Here is a 23,267-nt window from a genome sequence, read left to right as displayed (position 1 = left end):
TTTAGCCTAGCGTAATGTCAGTTACCGCTGAAACAGGGTACATGCGGTTTTATGAATGAAAAAAGGGCGGCACTTGCGCGCCGCCCTGCCCCGTGCCGCTTACTCCGCCGGCACGCCCATTTCCTGCAGCAGCGCCGGCGCCGGGTACACCTTGGCCAGCAGCCAGCGCAGATAGCGCATGTCCACGTGTACCGCACGCTTGTAGCGCGGGTCGAACCACCAGCTGGCGCTGACCGATTCCCAGTTGGAATCGAAGTTCAGGCCAATCAGCTCGCCCTTGGCGTTGAGCACCGGCGAGCCGGAGTTGCCGCCGGTGGTATCCAGGTTGGTCAGGAAGTTGACCGTCTGGGTCTTCAGCACTGGATCGGCGGTGCTGCCGAAGTCACCCTTGGCGATCGCCGCCAGCAGCGGCTTGGGCGCGTCGAACGGCACCGTATTGGTGTTCTTCTCGACAATGCCGGCCACGGTGGTGACCGGCGCGTAGCTGACCGCATCACGCGGCTGCAGCGCTTCGACCTTGCCGTAGCTGATGCGCAGGGTGCTGTTGGCGTCCGGGTATACCGCCCTGCCCTGCGATGCGCGCCAGGCGAACAAAGCCTGCATGTAGGACGGGCGCAGGCGCAGCTGTTCGCCTTCGCGTTCCTTGCCCTTGGCCTCGGCCGCAATCTGCGCCTGGACCAGCATCGCTGCAGCCTGCATCAACGGGTCCGCAGCCGCCGCCTGGCCTTGCCGTGCGGCGGCGAAGCGCGACAGGCGTGCCTCTTCGGTGCCAAGGCCGGTGCCCTTGTACAGTGCCTCCAGGCGCTGGGTCAGCTGTTGCGGCGTGCGCCCAAAAACATCGTCGTAGCCAGGCTCGCGCTGGTCATCGGGCAGCTGCTGGTAACGCAGCATCAATGCGCTGATCAACGCCTTTTCGGTGGCCGGATCGTAGCGGCGCTGCACCTGCTTGAGCACACCTTCGATCAAGGCATGATCGCGCTGCTGGTAGCCGCTCTCGCGTTGTGCGTCGGGCTTGGCCGACTCGATGCGCAGGCGCTCAAGCAGCAGTGCCGAACGCAGCAGCTGGGTCTGGCCCGACAAGGTGCTGAGCAGGAACTCGCTGGCGCCGGCCTGCTGCCCGGCCGCCAACGACGCGAACAGCGCATCGATATCGGCCTTGTACTTGCCATCGGCACTGGCCAGCATCGCCTGCTCGTCCTGCGCACGCTGACTCTTGGCGTCGCTGCGCAGCAGGCCTTCGAGTTCACCGGCAGCACGCTTGCGGTTGTTCTTCAGCGACTGCAGCTGCGAGGCATAACGGGTGCGCGCATCGGCATTGGTCTTGCCCTGCGCTTCGATGACATCGATCAGCTGTTGGAACACCTCGACGCGCCGCGGCAGCACGGTATCGATCTGGTTGGCGAACTCGTCAGCAGTGCGCAGGCGATAGGTGGTGCCCGGGTAACCGGCCAGCATCGCGTAATCGCCTTCCTTCGGGCCGTCCAGCGCCATCTTCAGGTGTGCCGGCGGCTGGTAGGGCACATTGTCCTTGCTGTACGGCGCCGGCTTGCCATCCTTGCCTACGTAGGCACGCAGCAAGGTGAAATCGCCGGTGTGACGTGGCCACATGAAATTGTCGATTTCATCGCCGTAGTTGCCGATAGCACGCGGCGGTGCATAGACCAGACGGATGTCGGTCAGCTCCAACTGGCGGATGCAGTAGAAATCGCTGCCGTAGTACATATTGGCTACCGAGCAGCGCACCCGGCCTTCCACTTCGCAGTCGGCAACAATGCGCTTGCGCGCGCTTTCCACCGCGTCGAAATACGCGCGCCCGGTCTTGCCGCGTGCGTCCTTGAGTACCTCATCGGTGACCTTGTCGAAGCCCACCGTCACCAGCACCCGGTAATCCGGATTGGCGGCGCGCTCGTCGTCGCGGCCCTGGGCGATGAAGCCCTCATCGATGATGTTGTGCTCCTTGCTGGCGTTGTACTGGATGACGCCATAGGCCACGTGATGATTGGTCAACAGCAGGCCGTCGTCGGAGACGAACGAACCGGTGCCGCCGCCAACGCGCACCACTGCGCTCAACGGCGGCGCGGTGACATCGGCCAACTGCCTGGGGTCGCCCTTGAAGCCGGCGTCCTTCAGCGTCTTGGCCAGCTCAGGCAACTGCGTCGGCATCCACATGCCTTCGTTGGCGTGGGCGGCAACAGCGGCCAGGCTCATGCCCAGCGCCAGCGCGGCGGTAAGCGGTTTACGCGTCATCGGATCTCCAGCGGATTACAGAACAGCCGCCGACAGTAGCCGTGCAAGCGCAGGCCAGCAACCTCAAAACACCTGAATGTGGCTCCAGGGCCTGCGCTTGCCTACAATTCTTCTCTTAATCAGGACAGGGCAGTCAGGGATGATCGTTGGTATAGATCTGGGCACCACACATTCGTCCATCGGCATGCACACTGCCGATGGCCCGGCACTCTTCCCCAATCCGCACGGACAGGTGCTGACGCCCTCGGTGGTCAGTGTCGCCGATGGCGCGGTGCTGGTCGGCCAGGCCGCGCGTGATCGGCTGGTCAGCCATCCCGGTGAAAGTGTTGCCCACTTCAAGCGCTGGATGGGCACCGAGCGCGAAACGCGGCTGGGCGCACACCGCTTCCGCCCGGAAGAATTGTCCGCACTGGTGCTGCGCTCGCTGCTGGCCGATGCCGAAGCCGCACTCGGGCACAAGGTCGAGGAAGCGGTGATCAGCGTGCCGGCCTATTTCTCCGATGCCCAGCGCAAGGCCACCCGTGCGGCCGGCCAACTGGCCGGCATCCGCGTCGAGCGCCTGATCAACGAACCCACCGCCGCCGCCCTGGCCTATGGCCTGCAGCAGCGCGACGAAGAGGGCCGCATCCTGGTGCTGGACCTGGGCGGCGGTACCTTCGACGTGTCGGTGCTGGAACTGTTCGACGGCATCGTCGAAGTGCATGCCAGCGCAGGTGACAACTTCCTCGGCGGTGAGGATTTTCTGGAGGTGCTGGTCAATGCGTTCCACACCGAGCTCAAGCTCGCTCCTGCTTCGGTAACCGCTGCCGAGCGTGCGCAGCTGGTGCGCCGTCTGGAGCAATTCAAGCGTGAACTCAGCCAGCAAACACACGCCAGTGTTGAAGTGAACATAGGTGGCAAGGACCTGGGCTGGACGCTGGAAGAGTCGCGCTACGAACAGCTGTGCGCTCCGCTGCTGCAACGCATGCGTACACCGATCGAACGCGCCATTCGCGATGCCCGTCTCAAGCCGGACGCGCTGGACAACATCATCCTGGTCGGAGGCGCGGTGCGCATGCCGATGATCAGTCGTCTGGTCGCACGCATGTTCGGGCGTCTACCGCTGCGACACATCCATCCTGACCACGCGATCGCCTTGGGAGCCGCGGTAGCCGGCGGACTGAAAGCCCGTGACCAGAGCCTGCAGGAAATCGTGCTTACCGATGTCTGCCCTTACACACTGGGGACCCAGGTATCGAGGCAAGGCCCGGATGGTCAGATGCACCCGGGTTACTTCCACCCCATCATCCAACGCAACAGCGTGGTTCCGGTCAGCCGCGAGGACAGCTTCCACCCTGCCAATCCGCAGCAGAATCACATCCTGATCGATATCTACCAGGGCGAGAGCCCGATGGTGGACAAGAACATCAAACTGGGGGAGTTGCGCGTACCACTCTCCACCCGCGCGACCGATGCTGATCGCAGTGTTACTGCCCGTTTCACCTACGATATGAACGGCCTGCTGCAGGTCGAAGTGACCGAGAACTCAAGCAACGCACGCCATGAGCTGATCCTGGAGCGCAACCCGGGCTTGCTGTCAGCGGAAGATATCCGCGAACGACTGCAGAACCTGCAATCACTGAAAATCCACCCTCGTGACCAGCAGCTCAACCTTGCGGTACTTGCGCGTGCCGAGCGCCTCTATGAGGAAAGCATCGATGACCGCGAGCGCCTGCAGCGTTGGCTCGCGCACTTCCGGCAGGTGCTGGAGAGCCAGGATACGCGACTGGTCGATCAGCAACGAAGCGAGCTGGATGAGGCATTGGATGCATTGGAACGCTCACTGTGAACTGGGCCTACGCGCTGTTGGAGCTGGCGCCCGATGCGGATGAGCGCACGGTCAAGCGTGCATATGCGAAGCGGCTGCGTATCACTCGTCCGGATGATGATCCCGAGGCGTTCCAGCAACTGCACGAGGCTTACAAATCAGCACTGGAATGGGCTCAGTACCGAGTGCTATGGGAGGAGGAAGAGGCCGCGCAGGACGATCCTACGCAGAGCCAAGCTCCACTGGCCGACGCCGCGGATGAGCCGGATGCTCGGTTCGCATCCGCAAATTTGATGCCGGGCACCGAATTCTCCAGCAGCGAGAGCACCGCGTTCGGCGAGCTGCATGATCCAGTGCAACTCACAGGTAGCAACTTCCCGGCACTGCGGGAAGTCAGCACCGAGGCTGATCCGGGGCCTCATGTTCTGACTGTGGCACCTGCAACTACGGACAATCCGACAGCGAACTCACAGCTGCCGGCGATCCCTGCCGTTGCAGCATTCAGCGAGCTTCGTGATCCAGTACAACTCACCGGCAGCGACACCCAGACGCTGCCGGAAGTCAGCACCGACGCTGAACCGGCCCCCGGTCCGTCGGCTGGCACTCCTGCCACCGGCGTGGACAGCACGGTAGCTGGCGTGCAGATGCCGGACCTCCCGATCATCGCGCCGTTGCTCGATACCGATGCAATGATCCAGCTCATCCTCGGCCAAGCGTTCCTCACCGAGGCTGGCCGTTTTGAAGCTTGGCTGCAGAACAGGCCGGAGCTGTGGTCGTTGCTGGAAAAGCCGCGTGTCGGCGTATTGCTGGCTATGCACCTGTTCAATCACGATGCGCCCATTCGGAATGAAAGCTTCGACGTACTGATCCGTTTTTTTCGTTGGGATGAAGTGGATAACGGGGTTGATCCGGTCCGCATCCAACAATGCCGCCAACGCCTGCATCGCAACTGGATGCTGCAACCCGCCGGGGCAAGTGATCTGGCCCGGCATCTGCGCGGCTACGGCAGGCACGTCACCGCCGCTGACGCCAAGCGGGAACTGCAGCGCCTGACCCGCCCCTGGCAGCCCTGGCAGGCCTTGTGGTCGGCGGTTCCCCCTTGGCGCACGGTGCAGGTCAACCGTCTGCTGGAACGCCTTGGTGTTGCAGGCGACGGCAACGTCCCCGCGCCGCTGCAGCCCGCGCAGGTAGCGTTCTGGTCCTCGCTCAGCGATTACAGCAAGCCGGCCGGCCCGCGCATGCAACTGGCGCTGCTGCAAGGCTTGCTGCTCGGCGTGGGCTTCCTGCTTTTGGTGCTGCTGGGTTGGGCCCTGCTGGGCCTTCGCGCGCCGGCAGACAGCAACATGGCAAGGCTACCTGGCGCCTTGCGCGCAGGCGCTTACGGCGGCGGCATCTTGTTGGCCGCGCGTGCACTCATCCCTTGCTGGTTGGAGATGATGCGCTGGATTTCCGCTGACGAGCACCCGCGACCTGGCTACGCAGTCCTGCATCGCTGGTTGATCCCGATACTTGGCGTAAGCAGCGTGCTGCTCATCCATCTGGCACACGCGCGCCTGGCCGGCAGCGTGCTGGCATGGCTGACGCTGATGCTGGCAGCCTGGCGCCACTGGCGACGCGGCCGCCACGTGTACCGTTGGAAGATGCCCTTGACTATCTGGTTCCTGGCGATCGTGCTGATGGGCGGTATCACCGTTCAACTGCTGATGTTCCTGCTGGCCTTTGGGGAACTGGTCGCGGGATTGGCGCTGGTGTTCTGGCTCCGGGATAGCTGGCTGCGCTTGTGGCGACGCGGATCACGCAACAACGCAACCGCAATGCACTGAAGCCCTGCTGTAGGAGCGGCGTAAGCCGCGAAGCTACTGCTGCGTCAGTTTGCGATGGAGCCCGCCTTCGGCCACTGCAATGCATTACCGGCTACGGACGCAAGCCCGGTTTCGCGGCTTACGACGCTCCTACAAGAATGGGGTTGCAAGCAACTTGCGTGCAGCCGGCGCAAGCTTCTTGTGGAAGTTGTGGGAGCGGCGTAAGCCGCGAAGCTACTGCTGCGTCAGTTTGCGATGGAGCCTGCTTTCGGCCACTGCAATGCGTTACCGGCTGCGGACGCAAGCCCGGTTTCGCGGCTTACGCCGCTCCCACAAGGTGCACACGGGATTGCTATCAGCTTGCGTGTTGCCGGCGCCTGCCTGCTGTGGGAGCTGTGGGAGCGGCGTGAGCCGCGAAGCCACCGAAGTGTGGCTTCGCGGCGAAGCGTCTTCGGCCGGTGCTATGCGCCAAAGGCTGCGGAGGGAGTGCTGGTTTCGCGGCTTACGCCGCTCCTACAAGGTGCACACATTGCAGCTCGCCCAACCCGCGCAACAGCCACAGCGCGGCTGTGCCGCGCCTCAACGCTCCTTGCGCCAGTTCACCGAGCCGCGGTTTTCAACCGTGGACGATTCCACTTCGATGTCGAAGCCGCGACGCAGCAGGTATTTCAGGGTCAGCACCGAGCCACTGCCGACCAGCGAAACGCCGTAGCCGATGTAGAGCTTGGGCGTGATGTACTTGCCCACGCCGATCACTGAGCCGCCCAGGGCGCGTGACTGGCTGACGCCTGCATCATCCAGGCCAAGCTTGGCGCCCACCTGCGCGGCCAACAGGCCGCTGCCGGCCGACAGCGCCGCCGAGGCCGCGTTGACCTGCTGTGCCTGGTCGCTGCTGGCCATGCTCAGGCTGCGCCCCAGCACCAGATAGGCCAGCGATTCGGACTGCGACATCGCCGGGTTCGACCACACGTCCACCTTCGGCTGCTGTGCGCGGCCGGTGACGGTGATACCAGCGGTGACATCACCAATCGCACGTTCGGCCTTGATGTTGATGCGCGGGTCGGAGACCACACCGTAGTTCCACAACAGCTGGCCGTCGGTGATGGTCAGGTCCTGGCCGTAAGCCTTGTAGCGGCCGCTGACTTCCAGGCCGCCGTTGGCGGTCATTTCGCGGCCCGGCCGTGCACGCACCTGCATCCGCCCGGTCAGCGCGCCCTTCAGGCCGAAGCCGCTCATCTTGACCTTGTCACCGAGGCTGACGGTCAGGTCCATGTCCAGCGGCGAGGACGGGCCCTCTTCCGGATCCACCGGATCCAGCACGACGATGTCTTCCGAGGACGAGGTGCCGCGATCCAGGCGCTCAAGGTCCAGGTGGGCCTCAGGCACATGCACGCTGCCACGCAGCTCCATCGCGGTGCCGGCCAGGGTGAAGTTCAGGTCCGGGTTGGCAACCACGCGCAGTTCGCTGGTGTTGGCCAGCAGCACCTTGTCGCCGTGGATATGCAGCTGCAGCGGTTGCGCGTCGCCAAACCAGGACAGCCCACCGTCCACCTGCAATGCGCCTTCGCCACCGGTCTTGGTCGAGGCGCTGATGCGCGCCGACCCGTCAGGCTGGGCGACGAACATGCCCGTGCCTTCGCTCAGCGTCAGGCCCAGTGCGGGGAGCTCACCGGTGAAGTTGCTGAGCTTGGCCTCGCCACCCAAGGTCGGTTGCGAACGTGTGCCGCGCAGGCTGACGTGGCCTTCGATCAGGCCTTGCGGCCGCACTAGGTCGGGCGAGAACAACTCCAGCCAGTACAGCCGTGCGATGTTCATGTACAACTCGCCGGTCAGCGCCGCATTGGGCTCCCAACCGGTCTGCACTTTTGCGTCGATGAAGCCGTCGCCCTTGAAACCGACACCCAGGTAACCCTTGATGCTGTTGGGCAGCATGTCCACGTTCAACGAGAAATTGTCGTAACGCACCAGCTCGCCACGGGCGTTGTCGCCCAGGCGGATGCCGCCTTCTGCCGAAGCCACCTTGAAGGCGCCTTCCCAAGCATTGCCGCGCGGGCGGATGTTGCCGTCCAGGGTGAGCTCGCCACGCAGGTACATGCGGCGGCCTTCGTTGGGCGGCAGCCAAGGCTGCACCAGCGCAAGCGGCAAGGCGTCGCCCCGCAGCTGCAGGCCTTCGCGCGGCCAGTTGGCGGCAACGCACAGGGCACCGCCGGTGTCCGCGCCCAGGCAGGCATTGGCCAGGGTGAAGTTGCTGCCCTGCACATTGAAGGCGGCCGGCTGCCGCAGCTGCCATGGCGCGCCCTTGACCGGGGCGATGCGCAGCGACGCCAGCTCGCCGCGCCAGGCCTGGCCCTGCTGCCGCACGCTGCCGCTGAGCGCTACCGCACCGAGCTCGTTGCGGGTATCGGCATCGAGCTGCAGGTTCTGCACGCTGCCACGTGCATTGATGTTGACCTGGTCCAGCAGCATGCCGACTTCGACCGCGCTGCCATGAATCTGCAGTGCGCCGCTGTCACCGCGCCACGGCAGGCGGCCGGTGATGCTGATCTGCTGCGCTTTCCAGTCGTCCCATTGCAGGCCGTTGCCACGCAGATCGGCGCTGATGTCGGGCTGGCTGGGGGTGCCGCGCAGCTGCAGCGTACCGGCCAGGCTGCCGCTGCCACCGGGCAGCAGATCGGACAGATGCAGCGGCTGCAGCCGTGCGTCCACATCCAGGCGATCACCGACCTTGCCTTTGGCCTCGATCTGGCTGTCGCCCATCACCAGCCGCACATTGCCTTCGCCCTGGGTGCCCTGCAGCGCGAGCTTTGCGCGTGCATCGACACGGCGGCCGCGCAGCATGCCGTTGATCTGCGGTACGTCCAACGTGGCTTCAAAGCGCATGTCGGTGCTGCCAGCCACTGCCGGCAACTGCTTGCCCTTGGAAGCGAGCGTGCCGGACAGATTGCCCTCCCAACCGGGGACGAAATAGCCCGGGTCGAACTTGGCCAGGCTCGCTTCCACATCCCAGGCCAAGCTCGGCGCCCATGCTGCCGAGCCCTTCAATTCCAGCGCCCCGCCGGGGGTGGTCGCCTTGAGCCGTTCGATATGGGCCTGCTGGTCGTTGCCACGCACGTCGAAATCCAGGTTGGCGTCCTGTGCTTCACGCGCGACATCGGCCTTGCCGACCGCGGCCCAGTTCTTGAGGTTGCCGGCCACGCCGAGCCGCGCTTCCTTCAGGTGCAGCGGCACCGGCGTGCTGTCCGGCGAGCTCGGGTCCGGCTCCGGGATGTAGGTCAGCTGGTTGGCCACCACCGCAAAGCGGAAGCCGGGATTCTGCGCATCGGTGAAATCAGCGGTGCCCTGCAGGCGCACGCTGCCACCGAAGGCTTCGGCAACCAAAGGTGAAACGGTCAGCACCTGGTTTTCGATGGCGACATTGGACGGCGCCAGCACCAGTTCGTTCTCGCCCTGGCGTACCCGGCCCTGCAGCTTGGCCTGGCCTCCGCGCCCACGCGCGGTGAAATCCAGCGCCAGCGGTGCCGGGGCTTCGGCCAGGAACTGCGCCGGTACCACCTGGCCGATGTCCAGCTGCTCGCTGCGCGCGGCCACATTCCAGACCGGATCGGTGCGGCCGTCCAGGATCAGGCTGACGTGCAGCGGCTTGGGTGCATAACCTGCAATGGCTACTTCCATATGCGCCAGGTCACCGCGAGCGACCAGGCCCAGGCGCGCCGCAGGCTGGCCCGGACGCGGCGGCATCAGCGCGCGCACGGTGAGGTCGGTGGCGTAGTCCTCGCGCGGCAGATAATGGCCGTCGATGCGGAAATCGCCCAGGTTGCTGTTGACCTTGAGCTGGCTGGCGCTGAACTCGCCATCGGCCGCTTCCAGCCCGCCACGGATGCGGGTGATGTCGATGATCGGCTGCTGCAGCTGGGTGATGCGCAGGCCATCGATCACGATGGTGTCGGCCTGCAGGGCCAGCGGCAGCTCGATGGCCGGCAGCACATCCGGCCAGCGCGGCAGCTCGAACGGCTTGTCTTCGGAGGGGCCCAGTTCCAGCGTGGCATCGCTGATGCGCAAAGCATCCAGGCGCAGCTTGCGGCCCAGCAACGGGCGGATGTCCGGATCCAGGTAGGCCTGTGCGGCGGTGAAATGCAGATCGTTGTAGCGGAAATCCAGGTCATGCAGGATCAGTGGCCCGGCCAGCGGGCCTTCGGCCTTGCTCCAGGTCAGCGAGGAACCGGCCGGCAGCCGTGCCACCACCTGCGCCAGCAATACCTCGCGCCCGGCCACCGTCTGCAGCAGCCAATACAGGGCAAACAGGCCCAGCAACACCAGCACGGTGATGGTGACGCCGCTGCGGATCGCCAGCGTGCGCAGGCGCGCCTTGCGCTTGGCCCGCAGCTCGGCGATGCGCGCCTCGCGTTCTTCCGGGCTCACGTCGTCGGGACGGCGGCTCACAGGTCAGCTCCGATGTTGAGGTAGAGCTGGAACTGCGAATCGGGGTTGTTCAAGCCGTGTGCGATATCGATGCGGACCGGGCCCACCGGCGATTTCCAGCGCACGCCGAAACCCACGCCGGTATGCAGATCAATGGTGTTGTCGAACGCGCTGCCGGTATCGACGAACACCGCGCCGCCCCACGGGCCACCGCCGAAGTAATGCTCGTACTCGGCCGAACCGATCACCAGATTCTTGGCACCGAGTGCGTACTTGTCCGGTGCCGGCGTGCGTGGCCCGACTTCGCGGTAGGCATAACCACGGATGGAACGGTCACCACCGGCGAAATAGCGCAGGCTGGGCGGCATCGACACCAGATCGCTGGTCCAGGTGGTACCGGCCTGCCCGCGCAGGATCAGGCGGTCCGTCTCGCCCAACGGGATGTACCAGCGCACGGTGGCGTCGGCCTGGATGAAGCTGGTATCCGAACCGGCTCCTTCAATGCCACCGCGCAGGGTGGCGTTGCCGCTCATGCCACGGCGCGGGAAGCTCTTGTCATCGACATCGACATAGTCGGCGGTGAGCTGCGGGTAGACCAGCGTTGAATAGTTGTAGACCGCTGCATTGAACGCATCGCCGGAGCTGTAGCGCCAGCGTTCGCGCAGGGCGTTCATCGACACGATGGCGGTCCAGTACTCGTTGATCTCGCCGCTGCGGCTGGCGATCAGCTTGATGTTGCGCAGGTCGATGTAGTCGGTCTGTTCGTCATAGGCGCTGACCGCATAGGTGTACCAACCATCCAGCCAACGGAAGCCCGGCACCCGGTAGCTGGTGATGAAGCTCTTGCGCTTCTGCGCGTAATCCAGCTGGGTGGTGAGCTTGTGCCCGCGGCGGTTGACGTAGCGACGCTCGACGCCGCCGCGCACACCCGGGCCGCTCTCGCTGCCGTAGCTCAGACCGGCGGTGTAGATGGTGCGCTTGGCGCGGGTCAGCTTGACGTTGACCGGCACCTCGCCGTTGTCATCGGCCTGTTCCGGATGCGGCTGGATGTCGATGACGCTGAAGTAATCGAGCTTGGTCAACGACTCGCGCAGGCGGTCGAGCTTGCCTTCATGCCAGTAGCTGCCCTGCTCCCAATACACCAGCGGCTCGAACAGGTCCGGGCGGAAGTAATCCTGCTCAAAGGAAATCGGGCCCATGTTGTAGCGGCGGCCGCTGTCCCAGGTGAGGAAGATGTCGGCGGCATTCTCGGCGCGCGTCACTTCCACTTTGCGCTGGGTGAAATCGGCATCGAAGTAACCACGCTCGGCCAGCCGGCGGGTGATCTTGATCTTGCTGGCTTCGTAGTTGACCGAATCGAAGACCTCGCCGGTCTTGGGCTGGAAGGCCTCGATGTCTTCCTGCAGATATTTGTCGCGCGAGGCCGGGCCAGTGATGAACAGCTCCTCGGTGCGGACCTTGATCTGCTCACCCTTGTCGACCTGGATCAGCACCTGCAGGGTATCGCCGGTACGCGGCGCTTCAACGGTGATTTTGGGGTTGTAGAAACCGAACGGCTCCAACGCGGTCCGCGTTTGCCGCTCGGCCTGCGACAGCAGATATTCCAGCCGGGACTCGCCCTGCACCTTGCCGATAGCGTCATAGACCGACAGTGAAACCTCGATGTTTTCGATGATTTCAGCGTCGTCACCCTTGTCCAGACCCTTGATCTGGACTTTTTCAATGGTGCCGCGGGCATGCGCGAGCGGAGCTGCCGCCAGCAATGCCAGAAACAGAAGGAGCGGGGTGATTCGAGATAGCTGCATGCGCGTCAGCATACCGGTCTGAACATGACCCGCAAAATCACACGGCCCTCATTCCACCACCAATGTAGTGCCAAGCCACGCTCAGCAAGAAGCTCCCCCAGTAGTGCCGAGCCATGCTCGGCAGGAAGCCCCCCAGCAACGCCCATGTAGTGCCGAGCCATGCTCGGCAAGAAGCTCCCCCAGCAACGCCCATGTAGTGCCGAGCCATGCTCGGCAAGAAGCCCCCCAGCAACGCCCAGTAGTGCCGAGCCCTGCTCGGCAGGAAGCTCTCCCGATAACGCCTCTGCCGAGCATGGCTCGGCACTACATGAGGGGCAGGCAACCAGGCGACACCTGACCCGTTTGCGCCGGGGGCCATCACGCAACCCCAAAAGCCGGCCCTCCCGCCGCGCTACCTGTCTGGACCGTCACGCCACGTTGACAGGTACAGTTAAATTATCGTAAACACCCAGCCGCTCCGGTTCCTAGAACACGTGGTGAAGATGTCCCGGGTTGGTGCGTTCCTGCAAGGAAGCGACCGGTTGACTGGGCCAGGCACTTTCCCAAGTCCAGGTACCCACGATGAAACGACAACTCCTGAGCACGGCTGTGTGCGCCGCCCTTGCTGCGTATACGCCCTTTGCGTTCGCCCAGACCCAGGACGATGCAAGCAAACGAAACGTTGAAACCCTCGACAAGATCACCGTCACCGGCTCGCTGATTCCGCAGGTGCAGGTCGAGACTGCCACCCCCGTCACCTCGATCACCGCCCAGGACATCCAGAAGCAGGGCTTCAAGGACGTCTACGAGGTGCTGCGCTCGCAGCCGCTGGCCACCGGTGCGGTGCAGGACAGCCAGTTCTCCGGCGGCTTCACCTCCTCGGCCAAACCGATCAGCCTGCTTGGCCTGGACCCCGGCTTCACCCTGGTGCTGATCGACGGCCGGCCGATGGCCGACTACCCCCTGCTCTACAACGGCCAGAGCAACTTCGTCGACCTGGCCAGCATCCCGACCTCCATGGTCGAGCGCATCGACATCGCCCCGGGCAACCAATCCTCGGTCTACGGTTCCAGCGCGATCGCCGGCGTGGTCAACATCATTCTCAAGAAGCGGCTGGACGGCACCGAGATGAGTTTCCGCATGGGCAGCTATGACGGCGGCGGCGGCAGCAACCAGCGCTTCCAGCTGACCAGCGGCCACAGCTGGGACAAGCTGGACCTGACCGCCGGCCTGCAGCTGAGCAACCAGGACCCGATCTACGGCTTCAACCGCAAGGACTTCGACTCCACCAACGACAGTCCCGACGCCGACGCCCGCTATGGCAGCCGCACCTTTGTGCACAACGCCAGCAATGGCGCCTATATCGATCCGGGTGCTGCGGCCTGCGCACCGCTGGCCGGCCTGTTTGGTGGCACCACCATCTATGACACCCGCCCGGGCCGCGGCAACTACTGCGGCAGCCGCTATGAGCCGGGGTACTCGACCATCCTCAACAAGGAACGCAGCGCGGCCGGCTATGCCAACCTGAACTACGCGCTCAACGACAGCACCGATATCTACGCCACCTTGCTGATGAACCGCACCAAGAACGAGAGCAACTCGGGCTCACGCTTCTGGCAGCCGTCGCTGGATACCAGCGGCTACATCTTCAACGGCCTCACCGGCGACCTGGAAAGCTACCAGCGCATCTTCTCGCCGGAGGAAACCGGCGATGTCGACTTCAACAACGAGCGCCAGACCGCCGATTCCTACAACATCGCCATCGGCATCAAGGGTGCGGTCGGGCAATCGAACTGGGATTACAACGCCTACTACGCCCGCTCCGAATACCAGATCGACAGCCGTCAGTGGTGGCCGTTGAAGGACAAGATGGAGGACTTCTTCCGCGAGCACTTCCTCGGCCCGCAGCTGGGCGAGTACTACGGCTACCCGATCTACGAGCCCAACGACGCCGGCTTCTACCAGGCGCTGACGCCCGAGCAGTACCGCAGCTTCCAGGGCGAGATCCGCACCAAATCCAAGACCTGGACGCAGAACGTCAACCTGCAGTTCACCAACACCTCGCTGTTCACCCTGCCTGCTGGCGATGTCGGCTTTGCCGGCGTGCTGCAGGCCGGCCAGCAGTCCTGGAGCAACCCCACCGACACCCGCGTGGTCAGCGACCAGTTCTGGGGCCTCAGCGGCACCCAGGGCAAGGGCAAGCGCGACAACTGGGCGGCGGCGGTGGAACTGCGCGTGCCGATCTTCAGCAAGCTCACCGCCAGCCTGTCCGGGCGTTACGATGACTACAAGAACGACGGTGGCGGCAGCGATTCACGCGCTACCTACAAGGCCGCGCTGGAATTCCGCCCGATTGACGCGCTGCTGTTCCGCGCCAACTACGCCACCGCGTTCAAGTCGCCGGACATGGCCTATGTGTTTGCCGGCGACAGCGGTTTCTATACCTTCGTGCCGGATTATTATCGTTGCGCCACCGAGCAACCGGGGGTGCCGATCAGCCAATGCACGCTCAACGACGAGCAGGTACGCGGCTCGCGCTCCGGCAATGGCGACCTGAAATCGATCACCGCCAAGTCCTGGGGCGGCGGCGTGGTCTGGTCACCCAACAGCAGCTTCACGGTCAGCGCCGATTATTACCGGATCAAGATCGACAACAAGGTCGCCGACCTCGACCTTGACCTGCTGCTGCGCAACGAATCGGCATGCCGGCAAGGCCAGCTTGATGCCAGCTCGCCCACCTGCGTGGATGCCCTGCAACGCATCGGCCGCGCCGGCCCCAACGCGCCGCAGCCCGACCAGATCAACACGGTGGCGGTGAACCCGATCAACGTCGCCAAGGAAGACGTCAGCGGCATCACCGCCAACCTGGACTATCGCTGGGCCACCGACAGCTGGGGCAGCTTCATGCTGGGCGCCCGCTACAACGTCACCCTCAATCATGAGAGCCAGCAGTACCCCGAGGACCCGGTGATCGACCTGCTGCGTGACCCGTACTATTCCTCCGAGTTCAAGAACATCTTCAGCGGCACGCTTGGCTGGCAGATGGGTGGTTGGACCACCACCTTGTATGGCATCCGCTACGGGCGCACGCCCAACTTCGCCGCGCAGGACACCACCGAGGGCTATGCCGCCGATGATGCCGGCAAGGTCAAGGCATGGACCACCTTCAACCTGACCGTGGACTATGCGGTGACCGATGATGTCTCACTGAGCGTCACCGCCAACAACCTCACCGGCGAGCGACCGCCGCGTGACCGCACCTACACCAGCTATCCGTACTACAACATCTTCAACTACAACGGCTATGGCCGCTCGTACATGCTGGAAATGAACTGGCGTTTCGGTCGCAGCCAGTAAATCGCATCAAGCAACGGCAGGGAGACAGGAGCGGCTACGGCCGCTCTTGTTTCATCCGCCCGCCTGCAGCCGTTCGCGCAGTGGCGCAAGCTGCTCGGCATAGCGACGCCACTCGTCGACGTTGCGCGCGTGCACCGGCTCGCGCACCTGCACGCTGCTCAAGGTTGCGGTCGCGGCGGCATTGCGGGTCAGGTCGCTGCCACCCTGCTCAGGCGCCAAGCCACAGCATTCCAGCACCTGCGCAAGCGCCGCATCGGGGTCGGCCACCATCGCTTCGTAATCAATCTCCAATACACGCCCGGGCAGATGCTGCTGCCAGGCCTGCATCAGCTGCGTATGCGCCGCGTGGTGCGCAGCCAGTGCGTCGAAGTCATAGCTGTAGCCATAGGAGTCACCGAACATGGCGCGGTAGTTGGAGAAACACACCGCCATCGGATCGCGCCTGACGTAGACGATCACCGCCTGCGGCAGCGCGCGCGCAATCGGGCCGGCCAGCAGGTAGTTGGGCGGCAGCTTGTCGATGAAGCGCCGTTGGCCGTTCAGGCGCCAACGCGTCTGCCGTAGATAACCCTTGCCTACCGCAGCGTAGTCCAGCGTTGGCAGCGCCTGCAGCAATGCCGGATCAAGCAGCGCGCGACCGGCCTGGTTGGCAGCCCAGCGCAGCTGTTGGGCGAAGTCACCCAGTTCGCCGGCAGAGGCAATCTGCGAATGATTGCCGAGCATGCGCTCAAGCACCGTGGTGCCCGAGCGCGGCATGCCGATGATGAAGATCGGCTGCGCGCCGTCATCTTCATCCATTGCACCGGCCGTGTGGAACGTGCCCGCTGCGGCCAGCCTTGCCATCGCCTCGTGCTGCGACCGGTCTGCCAGCCGATCATGGCGCAGGCGGCGCCACATCGAAGCATTGCCTTGCCGCAGCGCCTCCCAGGCCTGGGAGAAATCGCCCAGGTCCTCCAGCTCCTTGTACAGCGCGAACCACATCGCAGCTGCATCTTCGCTATCGGCTGCGACCACCTGCAGTTGCCTGCGCAGGCCATCAACGTGGTTGTCGTCTGCATGCCAGCGGCGCAGTCGTGCGCGCGTCAATGCGGCGCGGCCATGCGCGGGCTGCAGCTGCAGGCAGCGCGCCAGCGCCTGCTCGGCCGCGTCCAGTTCACCGTTGAACTGCAGCTGCACGCCGAGGAAATAATGGAAATCGGGATTGTCGAAGCCAAGTGCGGCGGCACGCTGCATCAGCCGCAGGGCATCGGCGTGCAGCCCCAAGGACTGCAGCACATGCGCCAATGCCGCCAGGGTTGGGCTGTCATTGCATTGCGTCACGCAGGCGTTGCGCATCAGGCGCGCCACGCTCTCGCTGTCGCCTACGCGCAACAGGGCCTGCGCCACGCGCAACAGCAATGCAGGGTCGCGGTAGTCGATGGCGGCGGCCTGCTGCAGCTGCTGCACGGCCTCACGCAGCCGGCCCTGCGCCAATACCGTGCCGGCCAGCATCACCCGCGCATAGGCATGCGCGGGTTGCTGCGCCAGCACCGCCAGCAGATGCCGGCGCGCCTCCGGCATGTCACGCCGGGCCAGCGCGGCCTGTGCGGACTGCCAGGAGGCGCCGGTGTCCATGCGTCAGTTGGACAGGTGCTCGATCGCCGCCACGCTGCCGAGGCGGTCGCCGAGGGTGCGCAGCAGCGCCAGGCGGTTGCCACGCAGTGCCGGGTCTTCAGCGTTGACCATCACCGCATCGAAGAACGCATCCACCTGCGGGCGCAGGCGGGCCAGGCGGCCGAGCACGGCCACGTAGTCCTTGTGCGCAAGTGCGGTGCCGGTGTCGTCGATGGCGGCGGCCACGGCTTCGGCCAGTTCGCTCTCGGCCGGTTCACGCAGCAGGGCCGGATCGATCATGCCCGGGATCTCACCATCGGCCTTGCGCAGGATGTTGCGGATGCGCTTGTTGGCTGCGGCCAGTGCCTCGGCTTCCGGCAGCTGGGCAAAGGTGCCGATGGCATCGATGCGGCGGTCGAAGTCGTACAGCGAGGCCGGCTTCAACTCGGCGACGGCGTTGAAGTGGGTGGCCGGCACGCCCTTGTCGGCGTAATAGCCCTTCAGGCGGTCGACGATGAAGTCATGCAACTCGCCGGCATCGGCCTGCACCTTGCGCTCGGCCAGGCCGGCGTTGGCCGTGGCCAGCAGCGCCGGCAAATCCAGATCAAAACCCGACTCGATGATGCTGCGGGCCAGACCCAGCGCATTGCGGCGCAGCGCGAACGGGTCCTTGTTGCCGGTCGGCTTCAAGCCTGCGGCAAAGCCGCCAGCCAGCGTGTCCAGACGCTCGGCGATGGCCAGCACCTTGCCCAACGGCGACAGCGCGATGTCATCGGCGGCGAAGCGCGGCTGGTAGCTCTCGTCGATGGCCAGCGCCACCGACGGCGATTCGCCACCGGCAACGGCGTAATGACGACCGGCAATGCCCTGCAGTTCCGGGAACTCGTTGACCATGCGCGACTGCAGGTCGTTCTTGGCCAGCTCGGCGGCACGCTTGGCCTGTACCGGGTCGGCACCGACCTGCGGCGCAATCACCTGCGCCAGCGCGCTGACGCGCTGCACCTTGTCGGCCACGCTGCCCAGCTTGGCCTGGTAAGTGACGGTTTTCAGGCCTTCGCCCATCGCCACCAGACCCTGCTTGAGGTCTTCGTCGAAGAAGAACTTGGCATCGGAGAAGCGCGGACGGATGACCCGCTCGTAGCCCTTGGAAACTTCGGCCACGTCCTTGGATTCGATGTTGGCGATGCCGATGAACTTCTCGGTCAGCTTGCCGCCGGCATCGAGCACCGGGAAGAACTTCTGGTTGATCTCCATCGTCTCGATCAGCGCTTCCTGCGGCACGGCCAGGAATTCGCGTTCGAAACTGCACAGCACCGCCGCCGGCCATTCGACCAGATTGACCACCTGCTCCAGGTTGTCGTCGGTGATGCGTGCCACGCCACCCGCCTGTGCGGCTGCGGCATTGACCTCGACCATGATGCGCTCGCGGCGTGCGTCGGCATCGACCAGTACATTGGCAGCCTTCAGCGATTCAACGTAGTCGTTCGGCGTGCTCAGCCACACCTGCTTGTCGGCCATGAAACGGTGGCCACGGCTGAAGCGGTCGGACGTCAGGCCCAGCAGCTCGGCCGGCACGATGTCGTTGCCGTGCAGCAGCACCAGCCAATGCACCGGGCGGGCGAAGGCGTATTCGTGGTTGCCCCAGCGCATCGGCTTGGGGATGGGCATGGCGGCGATGGCCTCGCGCAGGATGTCCGGCAGCAGGCTGGCGGTCTGCGCGCCCGGCGTTACCGAACGCAGCACGAAGCGCTCGCCCTTGGCGTCGGTGGTGCGTTCCAACGCGGTCCAATCGATGCCGGCTTTAGCCGCAAAACCCTGCAGCGCCTTGGTCGGCGCGCCATTGGCGTCCAGCGCGATGTTCAGATACGGGCCGAACACTTCCGAGTGCTGCTCGGGCTGTTCGGTTTCCACGCCCGGCAACAGCACGGCGAGGCGACGCGGGGTCGACAGCGGCTTGGCATCGCCACGTTCGAAGGCCACCCCACGCTTGGCCAGGCCATCGATCACGCCATCAAAGAAGGCCTGCGCCAGGCCCGGCAACGCCTTGACCGGCAGCTCTTCCACGCCCAGTTCAATCAGCAGCGGTTGCATGCTCATGCCTGCACCTCCTTGGCGGCGACCGCTTCGAGGCGCTTGGCCTCGTACAGCTTGGCCACCGCCTGCGACAAGGTGCGCACGCGCAGGATGTAACGCTGGCGCTCGGTCACCGAGATGGCGCGGCGCGCGTCGAGCAGGTTGAACGAATGCGAGGCCTTGCAGACCTGTTCATAGGCCGGGAGCGGCAGGCCGGCTTCCACCAGCTTCTGCGCTTCCTTCTCGCAGGCGTCGAAGCGATGGAACATTTCTTCCACGTCGGCGTACTCGAAGTTGTAGGTGCTCTGCTCCACCTCGTTCTGCAGGTAGACATCGCCGTAGGTGACCGGGGTGCCGTCCGGGCCGTAGGTCCAGATCAGGTCGTAGACGTTGTCGCAGTTCTGCAGGTACATGCAGAGCCGCTCCAGGCCATAGGTGATTTCGCCCAGCACGGGCCGGCATTCCAGGCCACCGGCCTGCTGGAAATAGGTGAACTGGGTGACTTCCATACCATTGAGCCAGATTTCCCAGCCCAGGCCCCAGGCACCCAGGGTCGGCGATTCCCAGTTGTCCTCGACGAAGCGCAGGTCGTGCACCAGCGGGTCGATGCCCAGCGCCTTGAGCGAGTCCAGGTAGAGCTGCTGGATGTTGTCCGGGCTCGGCTTCATCGCCACCTGGTACTGGTAGTAGCGCTGCAGACGGTTGGGGTTTTCGCCGTAGCGGCCATCGGTGGGACGGCGCGAAGGCTGCACGTAGGCGGCATTCCAGCTTTCCGGGCCAATCGAGCGCAGGAAAGTGGCCGGGTGGAAGGTACCGGCACCCACTTCCAGGTCCAGCGGCTGGATCAAGACACAGCCCTGTTTCGCCCAGAAATCGTTGAGGGTCTGGATCAGTCCCTGGAAAGTTATCGAAACGGGGGGAGTCGCGGACATGCTGCCTGAGCCGTACGTAAGGGGTGCGTTAGTATAGCGACCGACCGCGCGATGGCCGCGCCAGCAAGGGGTTTGGGGTGGAAAACGCGGCCGTAGAGGGCTCTCAGGCACCATCACCGCAGGTGGCTATCGCCCCGGGAAGACTGCAGTTTTCCAATATCGCCGGTGCTTTGCTGGCCGACGGGCTGGTCGCCGCGCATGACCAGGAGCGGATCCGTTTTTCCGCCCAGGGTGCGCGCAATGCCAGCGAGGTGCACCCGCTGGTGCTGCTGGCCAACCTGAAACTGGCCGCCACCCAGGGCACCGGCGAGCTCAGCCTGGAGCGCCTGACCGAGTGGCTGGCCAACCGTACCCACAGCCGCTACCTGCGCATCGACCCAACCCGCGTCGACGTGGCCGGCGCCACCGCGGTGGTCTCGCACGCCTATGCGCGCCGCCACCGCATCCTGCCGCTGGCGGTGGACAGCGAGCGCGTGCTGGTGGCCACCAGCGAGCCGATGGCGCGCGACTGGGTGCCCGATCTGCAGCACCTGAGCCGGCGCCGCATCGACATGGTGTTGGTCAACCCGCTGGACCTGCACCGCTACTCGATGGAGTTCTTTGGCGTCACCCGCTCGGTGCGCGGCGCCCGCAGCGATGCCCGCGACGGCAGCAACGGCAGCGGCCTGCCCAGCTTCGAGCAGCTGGTGGAACTGGGCCGCGCCGGCGACGTCAATGCCGACGACCACCATGTGGTCAGCATCGTCGACTGGCTGCTGCAATATGCCTACGAACAGCGCGCCAGCGACATCCATCTGGAGCCGCGCCGCGACATGGGGCGGGTGCGTTTCCGCATCGATGGCGTGCTGCACAAGGTATTCGAGCTGCCGCCGTCGGTGATGACCGCCGTGGTCAGCCGCATCAAGGTGCTGGGGCGCATGGACCTGGCCGAGCGCCGGCGCCCGCAGGATGGCCGCATCAAGACCCGCTCGCCGGGCGGGCGCGAGGTGGAAATGCGCCTGTCGACCATGCCCACCGCCTTTGGCGAGAAGTGCGTGATGCGTATCTTCGACCCCGACTCGGCGTTCAAAAGCATCGAGCAGCTCGGCTTCAGCCCGGAAGAAGCCGCAGGCTGGAACGAACTTGTCGCCCGCCCGCACGGCATCGTGCTGGTCACCGGCCCCACCGGTTCGGGCAAGACCACCACCCTGTATTCCACGCTCAAGCGGCTGGCCACGCCGGACGTGAACGTGTGCACGGTGGAAGACCCGATTGAAATGATCGCGCCCGAATTCAACCAGATGCAGGTGCAGACCAATATCGACCTGGATTTCGCCGCCGGCGTGCGCACCCTGCTGCGACAGGACCCGGACATCATCATGATCGGCGAAATCCGCGACCTGGAGACCGCGCAGATGGCGGTGCAGGCCTCGCTGACCGGCCATCTGGTGCTGTCCACCCTGCACACCAACGACGCGCCCTCGGCGATCACCCGCCTGCTCGACCTGGGCGTACCGCATTACCTGATCGCCTCCACCGTCAACGGCGTGCTGGCGCAGCGGCTGGTGCGTACCCTTTGCCCGCACTGCAAAGTGCCAGACACCTTGAGCGATGCCGATTGGGCGCCGTTGCGTCATGCCCATGACGCATTACCAGATGTGGTCACGGCATATGCACCGGTCGGTTGCCTGGAGTGCCGGCGCACCGGTTACATGGGCCGGATTGGCCTGTATGAGTTGCTACCACTGGGTTCGCGGCTGCGCGCACTGATCACCCGCGACATGGATCTGGCCGGATTCAGCAAAGCCGCCGCCGCCGGAGGCCTGCGTACCCTGCGCCGCACGGGTCTTGAAAAGGTAGCCGCAGGGCTGACTACAATCGAGGAAGTCCTGTCTGTCCTGCCGCCCTCGGAATGAAGCCCCAGCCGTTCTTGATCGTTGAAACCGGGCAACCATTCCCGACCCTGCGCCGCTATGGCCGCTTTCCGCACTGGATCCGCGTCGCCGCCGGCCTGGAACAAGCCGACACCGTGGTGGTCAACGTCGAGCGCGGCGAGAAGCTGCCCGACCGCGGCGACTTCTCCGCCACGATAGTCACTGGCTCGGCGGCCTTCGTCACCGACCGTGCCGACTGGAGCGAACGCAGCGCCGACTGGCTGCGCGACGCCGCCCATGCCGGCATGCCGCTGCTGGGCATCTGCTACGGCCATCAGCTGCTGGCGCACGCGCTGGGCGGGCAGGTGGATTACAACCCGGCCGGGCGCGAGTCCGGCACAATCCGCCTGGAACTGGAAGCCCCGGCCGCAGCCGACCCGCTGTTCGCCGGCCTGCCGGCCAGCTTCCCGGCCCACGCCACCCACCTGCAGACGGTACTGCGTGCGCCCGAAGGCGCCACCGTGCTGGCCCGCTCGGTGCAGGACAACTGCCACGCCTTCCGCTGGGGCGAGCAGGCCTGGGGCCTGCAGTTCCACCCCGAATTCGCCACCCACCACATGCGTGGCTACGTCCGCGCCCGCGCCGACTGCATCGCCCGCCACGGCGGCTGCGCCCGAAGCGTCGCCCGCGAAGTGACCGCCGCACCGCTGGCCCGCCAGCTGCTGCGCCGCTTCGTGCGGCATGTGCGGCGCGAAGCGCACTGAGGCAGATGTTCAGGCACCCGACCTATGTGGTGCTGGAGCTGCCTGATCCTGTCGCCGCCGCGGTGCTGGCGATACGCCGTCGATACGATCCGCGCCTGGCCGGGTTTCCGGCTGAAATCACCGTAGCCGGATCCTCTGGCGTGGGTCCGTTGCTGGCGGGGCAGGCGTTGGAACCGGTGCTCGAGTGCATGCAAGGCATCGTCGATGCCTGCCTGCCGATTCGTATGCGGTTTGCAGGCTTACGCCGCTTTGCCAGCGGCCCGGTGACCTGGCTGGCGCCGGCTGATCCGGCCCCCCTGGTGGCCCTGCACCAGCGGCTGGCTGGCAGCGGTCTTGCGTTTGCACCCCACCGTTTCGAATTTACCCCGCATTGCAGTGTCTGCAGCATCGCACTGGACCCGCCTCTGCAACAGCAACTGTTGACCGAGCCGGTACCGGTCGAAGCGTTCGAGCTGAGCCGGCTGGCACTGTATGCGGTGGTGGACGGCCGCACGCAGTTGCTGCATCGGGCCGAGCGCCGTCAGACGCATTGAACCCGGCAAGGGCGGCGGTCATGCAGTGCCGAGCCATGCTCGGCAAGGGGCGTTCCCCGGTAGAGCCCCTGCCGAGCATCTGTCTCGTCTACACAAAGGACCC

General features: G+C 65.1%; 12 protein-coding genes. 6 read left to right on the top strand and 6 right to left on the bottom strand.

Annotated features, from left to right (window positions below; genetic code table 11):
* Window positions 1-99: 99 nt before the first annotated feature.
* Window positions 100-2,247: a S46 family peptidase gene (locus ABE493_RS11335; protein ID WP_346499020.1), complete on the bottom strand. Its 2,148-nt coding sequence runs from the start codon at window positions 2,245-2,247 to the stop codon at window positions 100-102.
* 139 nt (window positions 2,248-2,386) lie between these two features.
* Between ABE493_RS11335 and ABE493_RS11330 the strand changes: the two genes are divergently transcribed.
* Window positions 2,387-4,075 carry a molecular chaperone HscC gene (locus tag ABE493_RS11330; protein ID WP_346499019.1) on the top strand — a complete coding sequence of 563 codons (1,689 nt, stop codon included), beginning with the start codon at window positions 2,387-2,389 and terminating at the stop codon, window positions 4,073-4,075.
* Window positions 4,072-5,877 carry a J domain-containing protein gene (locus ABE493_RS11325; RefSeq protein ID WP_346499018.1) on the top strand — a complete coding sequence of 602 codons (1,806 nt, stop codon included), beginning with the start codon at window positions 4,072-4,074 and terminating at the stop codon, window positions 5,875-5,877. The genes ABE493_RS11330 and ABE493_RS11325 overlap by 4 nt, the downstream gene beginning before the upstream one ends.
* A gap of 558 nt (window positions 5,878-6,435) precedes the next feature.
* Here the strand turns inward: ABE493_RS11325 and ABE493_RS11320 are convergent.
* On the bottom strand, window positions 6,436-10,248 hold the full coding sequence (locus ABE493_RS11320) for a translocation/assembly module TamB domain-containing protein (protein ID WP_346499043.1): 3,813 nt from the start codon (window positions 10,246-10,248) through the stop codon (window positions 6,436-6,438).
* A gap of 44 nt (window positions 10,249-10,292) precedes the next feature.
* Complete coding sequence (locus ABE493_RS11315; protein ID WP_346499017.1) at window positions 10,293-12,092, bottom strand: autotransporter assembly complex protein TamA; 1,800 nt, start codon at window positions 12,090-12,092, stop codon at window positions 10,293-10,295.
* Window positions 12,093-12,641: 549 nt separating this feature from the next.
* On the opposite strand from ABE493_RS11315, the gene ABE493_RS11310 reads away from it, so the two are divergent.
* Window positions 12,642-15,416, top strand: coding sequence for a TonB-dependent receptor (locus ABE493_RS11310; protein ID WP_346499016.1), 2,775 nt, complete (start codon window positions 12,642-12,644; stop codon window positions 15,414-15,416).
* Window positions 15,417-15,467: 51 nt separating this feature from the next.
* On the opposite strand, the gene ABE493_RS11305 is transcribed toward ABE493_RS11310, so the two are convergent.
* From ABE493_RS11305 to glyQ, 3 genes are read right to left on the bottom strand one after another with little or no spacing between them, the layout of a single operon-like run.
* A complete protein-coding gene (locus ABE493_RS11305; protein WP_346499015.1) occupies window positions 15,468-17,030 on the bottom strand; it encodes a tetratricopeptide repeat-containing sulfotransferase family protein in 1,563 nt (520 codons plus the stop codon).
* Window positions 17,031-17,033: 3 nt separating this feature from the next.
* On the bottom strand, window positions 17,034-19,106 hold the full coding sequence (gene glyS / locus ABE493_RS11300; protein WP_346499014.1) for a glycine--tRNA ligase subunit beta: 2,073 nt from the start codon (window positions 19,104-19,106) through the stop codon (window positions 17,034-17,036).
* Window positions 19,103-20,014, bottom strand: coding sequence for a glycine--tRNA ligase subunit alpha (glyQ, locus tag ABE493_RS11295; RefSeq protein ID WP_346499013.1), 912 nt, complete (start codon window positions 20,012-20,014; stop codon window positions 19,103-19,105). The genes glyS and glyQ overlap by 4 nt, the downstream gene beginning before the upstream one ends.
* A 122-nt stretch (window positions 20,015-20,136) precedes the next feature.
* Between glyQ and ABE493_RS11290 the strand changes: the two genes are divergently transcribed.
* Genes ABE493_RS11290 through ABE493_RS11280 form a run of 3 tightly spaced genes read left to right on the top strand, consistent with a single transcriptional unit; the run spans window position 20,137 to window position 23,164 of the window.
* On the top strand, window positions 20,137-21,909 hold the full coding sequence (locus ABE493_RS11290; protein WP_346499012.1) for a GspE/PulE family protein: 1,773 nt from the start codon (window positions 20,137-20,139) through the stop codon (window positions 21,907-21,909).
* Window positions 21,906-22,631: a glutamine amidotransferase gene (locus ABE493_RS11285; RefSeq protein ID WP_346499011.1), complete on the top strand. Its 726-nt coding sequence runs from the start codon at window positions 21,906-21,908 to the stop codon at window positions 22,629-22,631. Before ABE493_RS11290 ends, ABE493_RS11285 begins: the two co-directional genes overlap by 4 nt.
* A 26-nt stretch (window positions 22,632-22,657) precedes the next feature.
* Window positions 22,658-23,164: a 2'-5' RNA ligase family protein gene (locus ABE493_RS11280; protein WP_346499010.1), complete on the top strand. Its 507-nt coding sequence runs from the start codon at window positions 22,658-22,660 to the stop codon at window positions 23,162-23,164.
* Window positions 23,165-23,267: the final 103 nt, after the last annotated feature.

Origin of the sequence: Stenotrophomonas terrae (assembly GCF_039674165.1) — a bacterium.
In the GTDB taxonomy this organism is placed as follows: Bacteria; Pseudomonadota; Gammaproteobacteria; order Xanthomonadales; family Xanthomonadaceae; genus Stenotrophomonas; species Stenotrophomonas terrae_A.
This window is presented reverse-complemented; position numbering and strand designations above follow the sequence as displayed.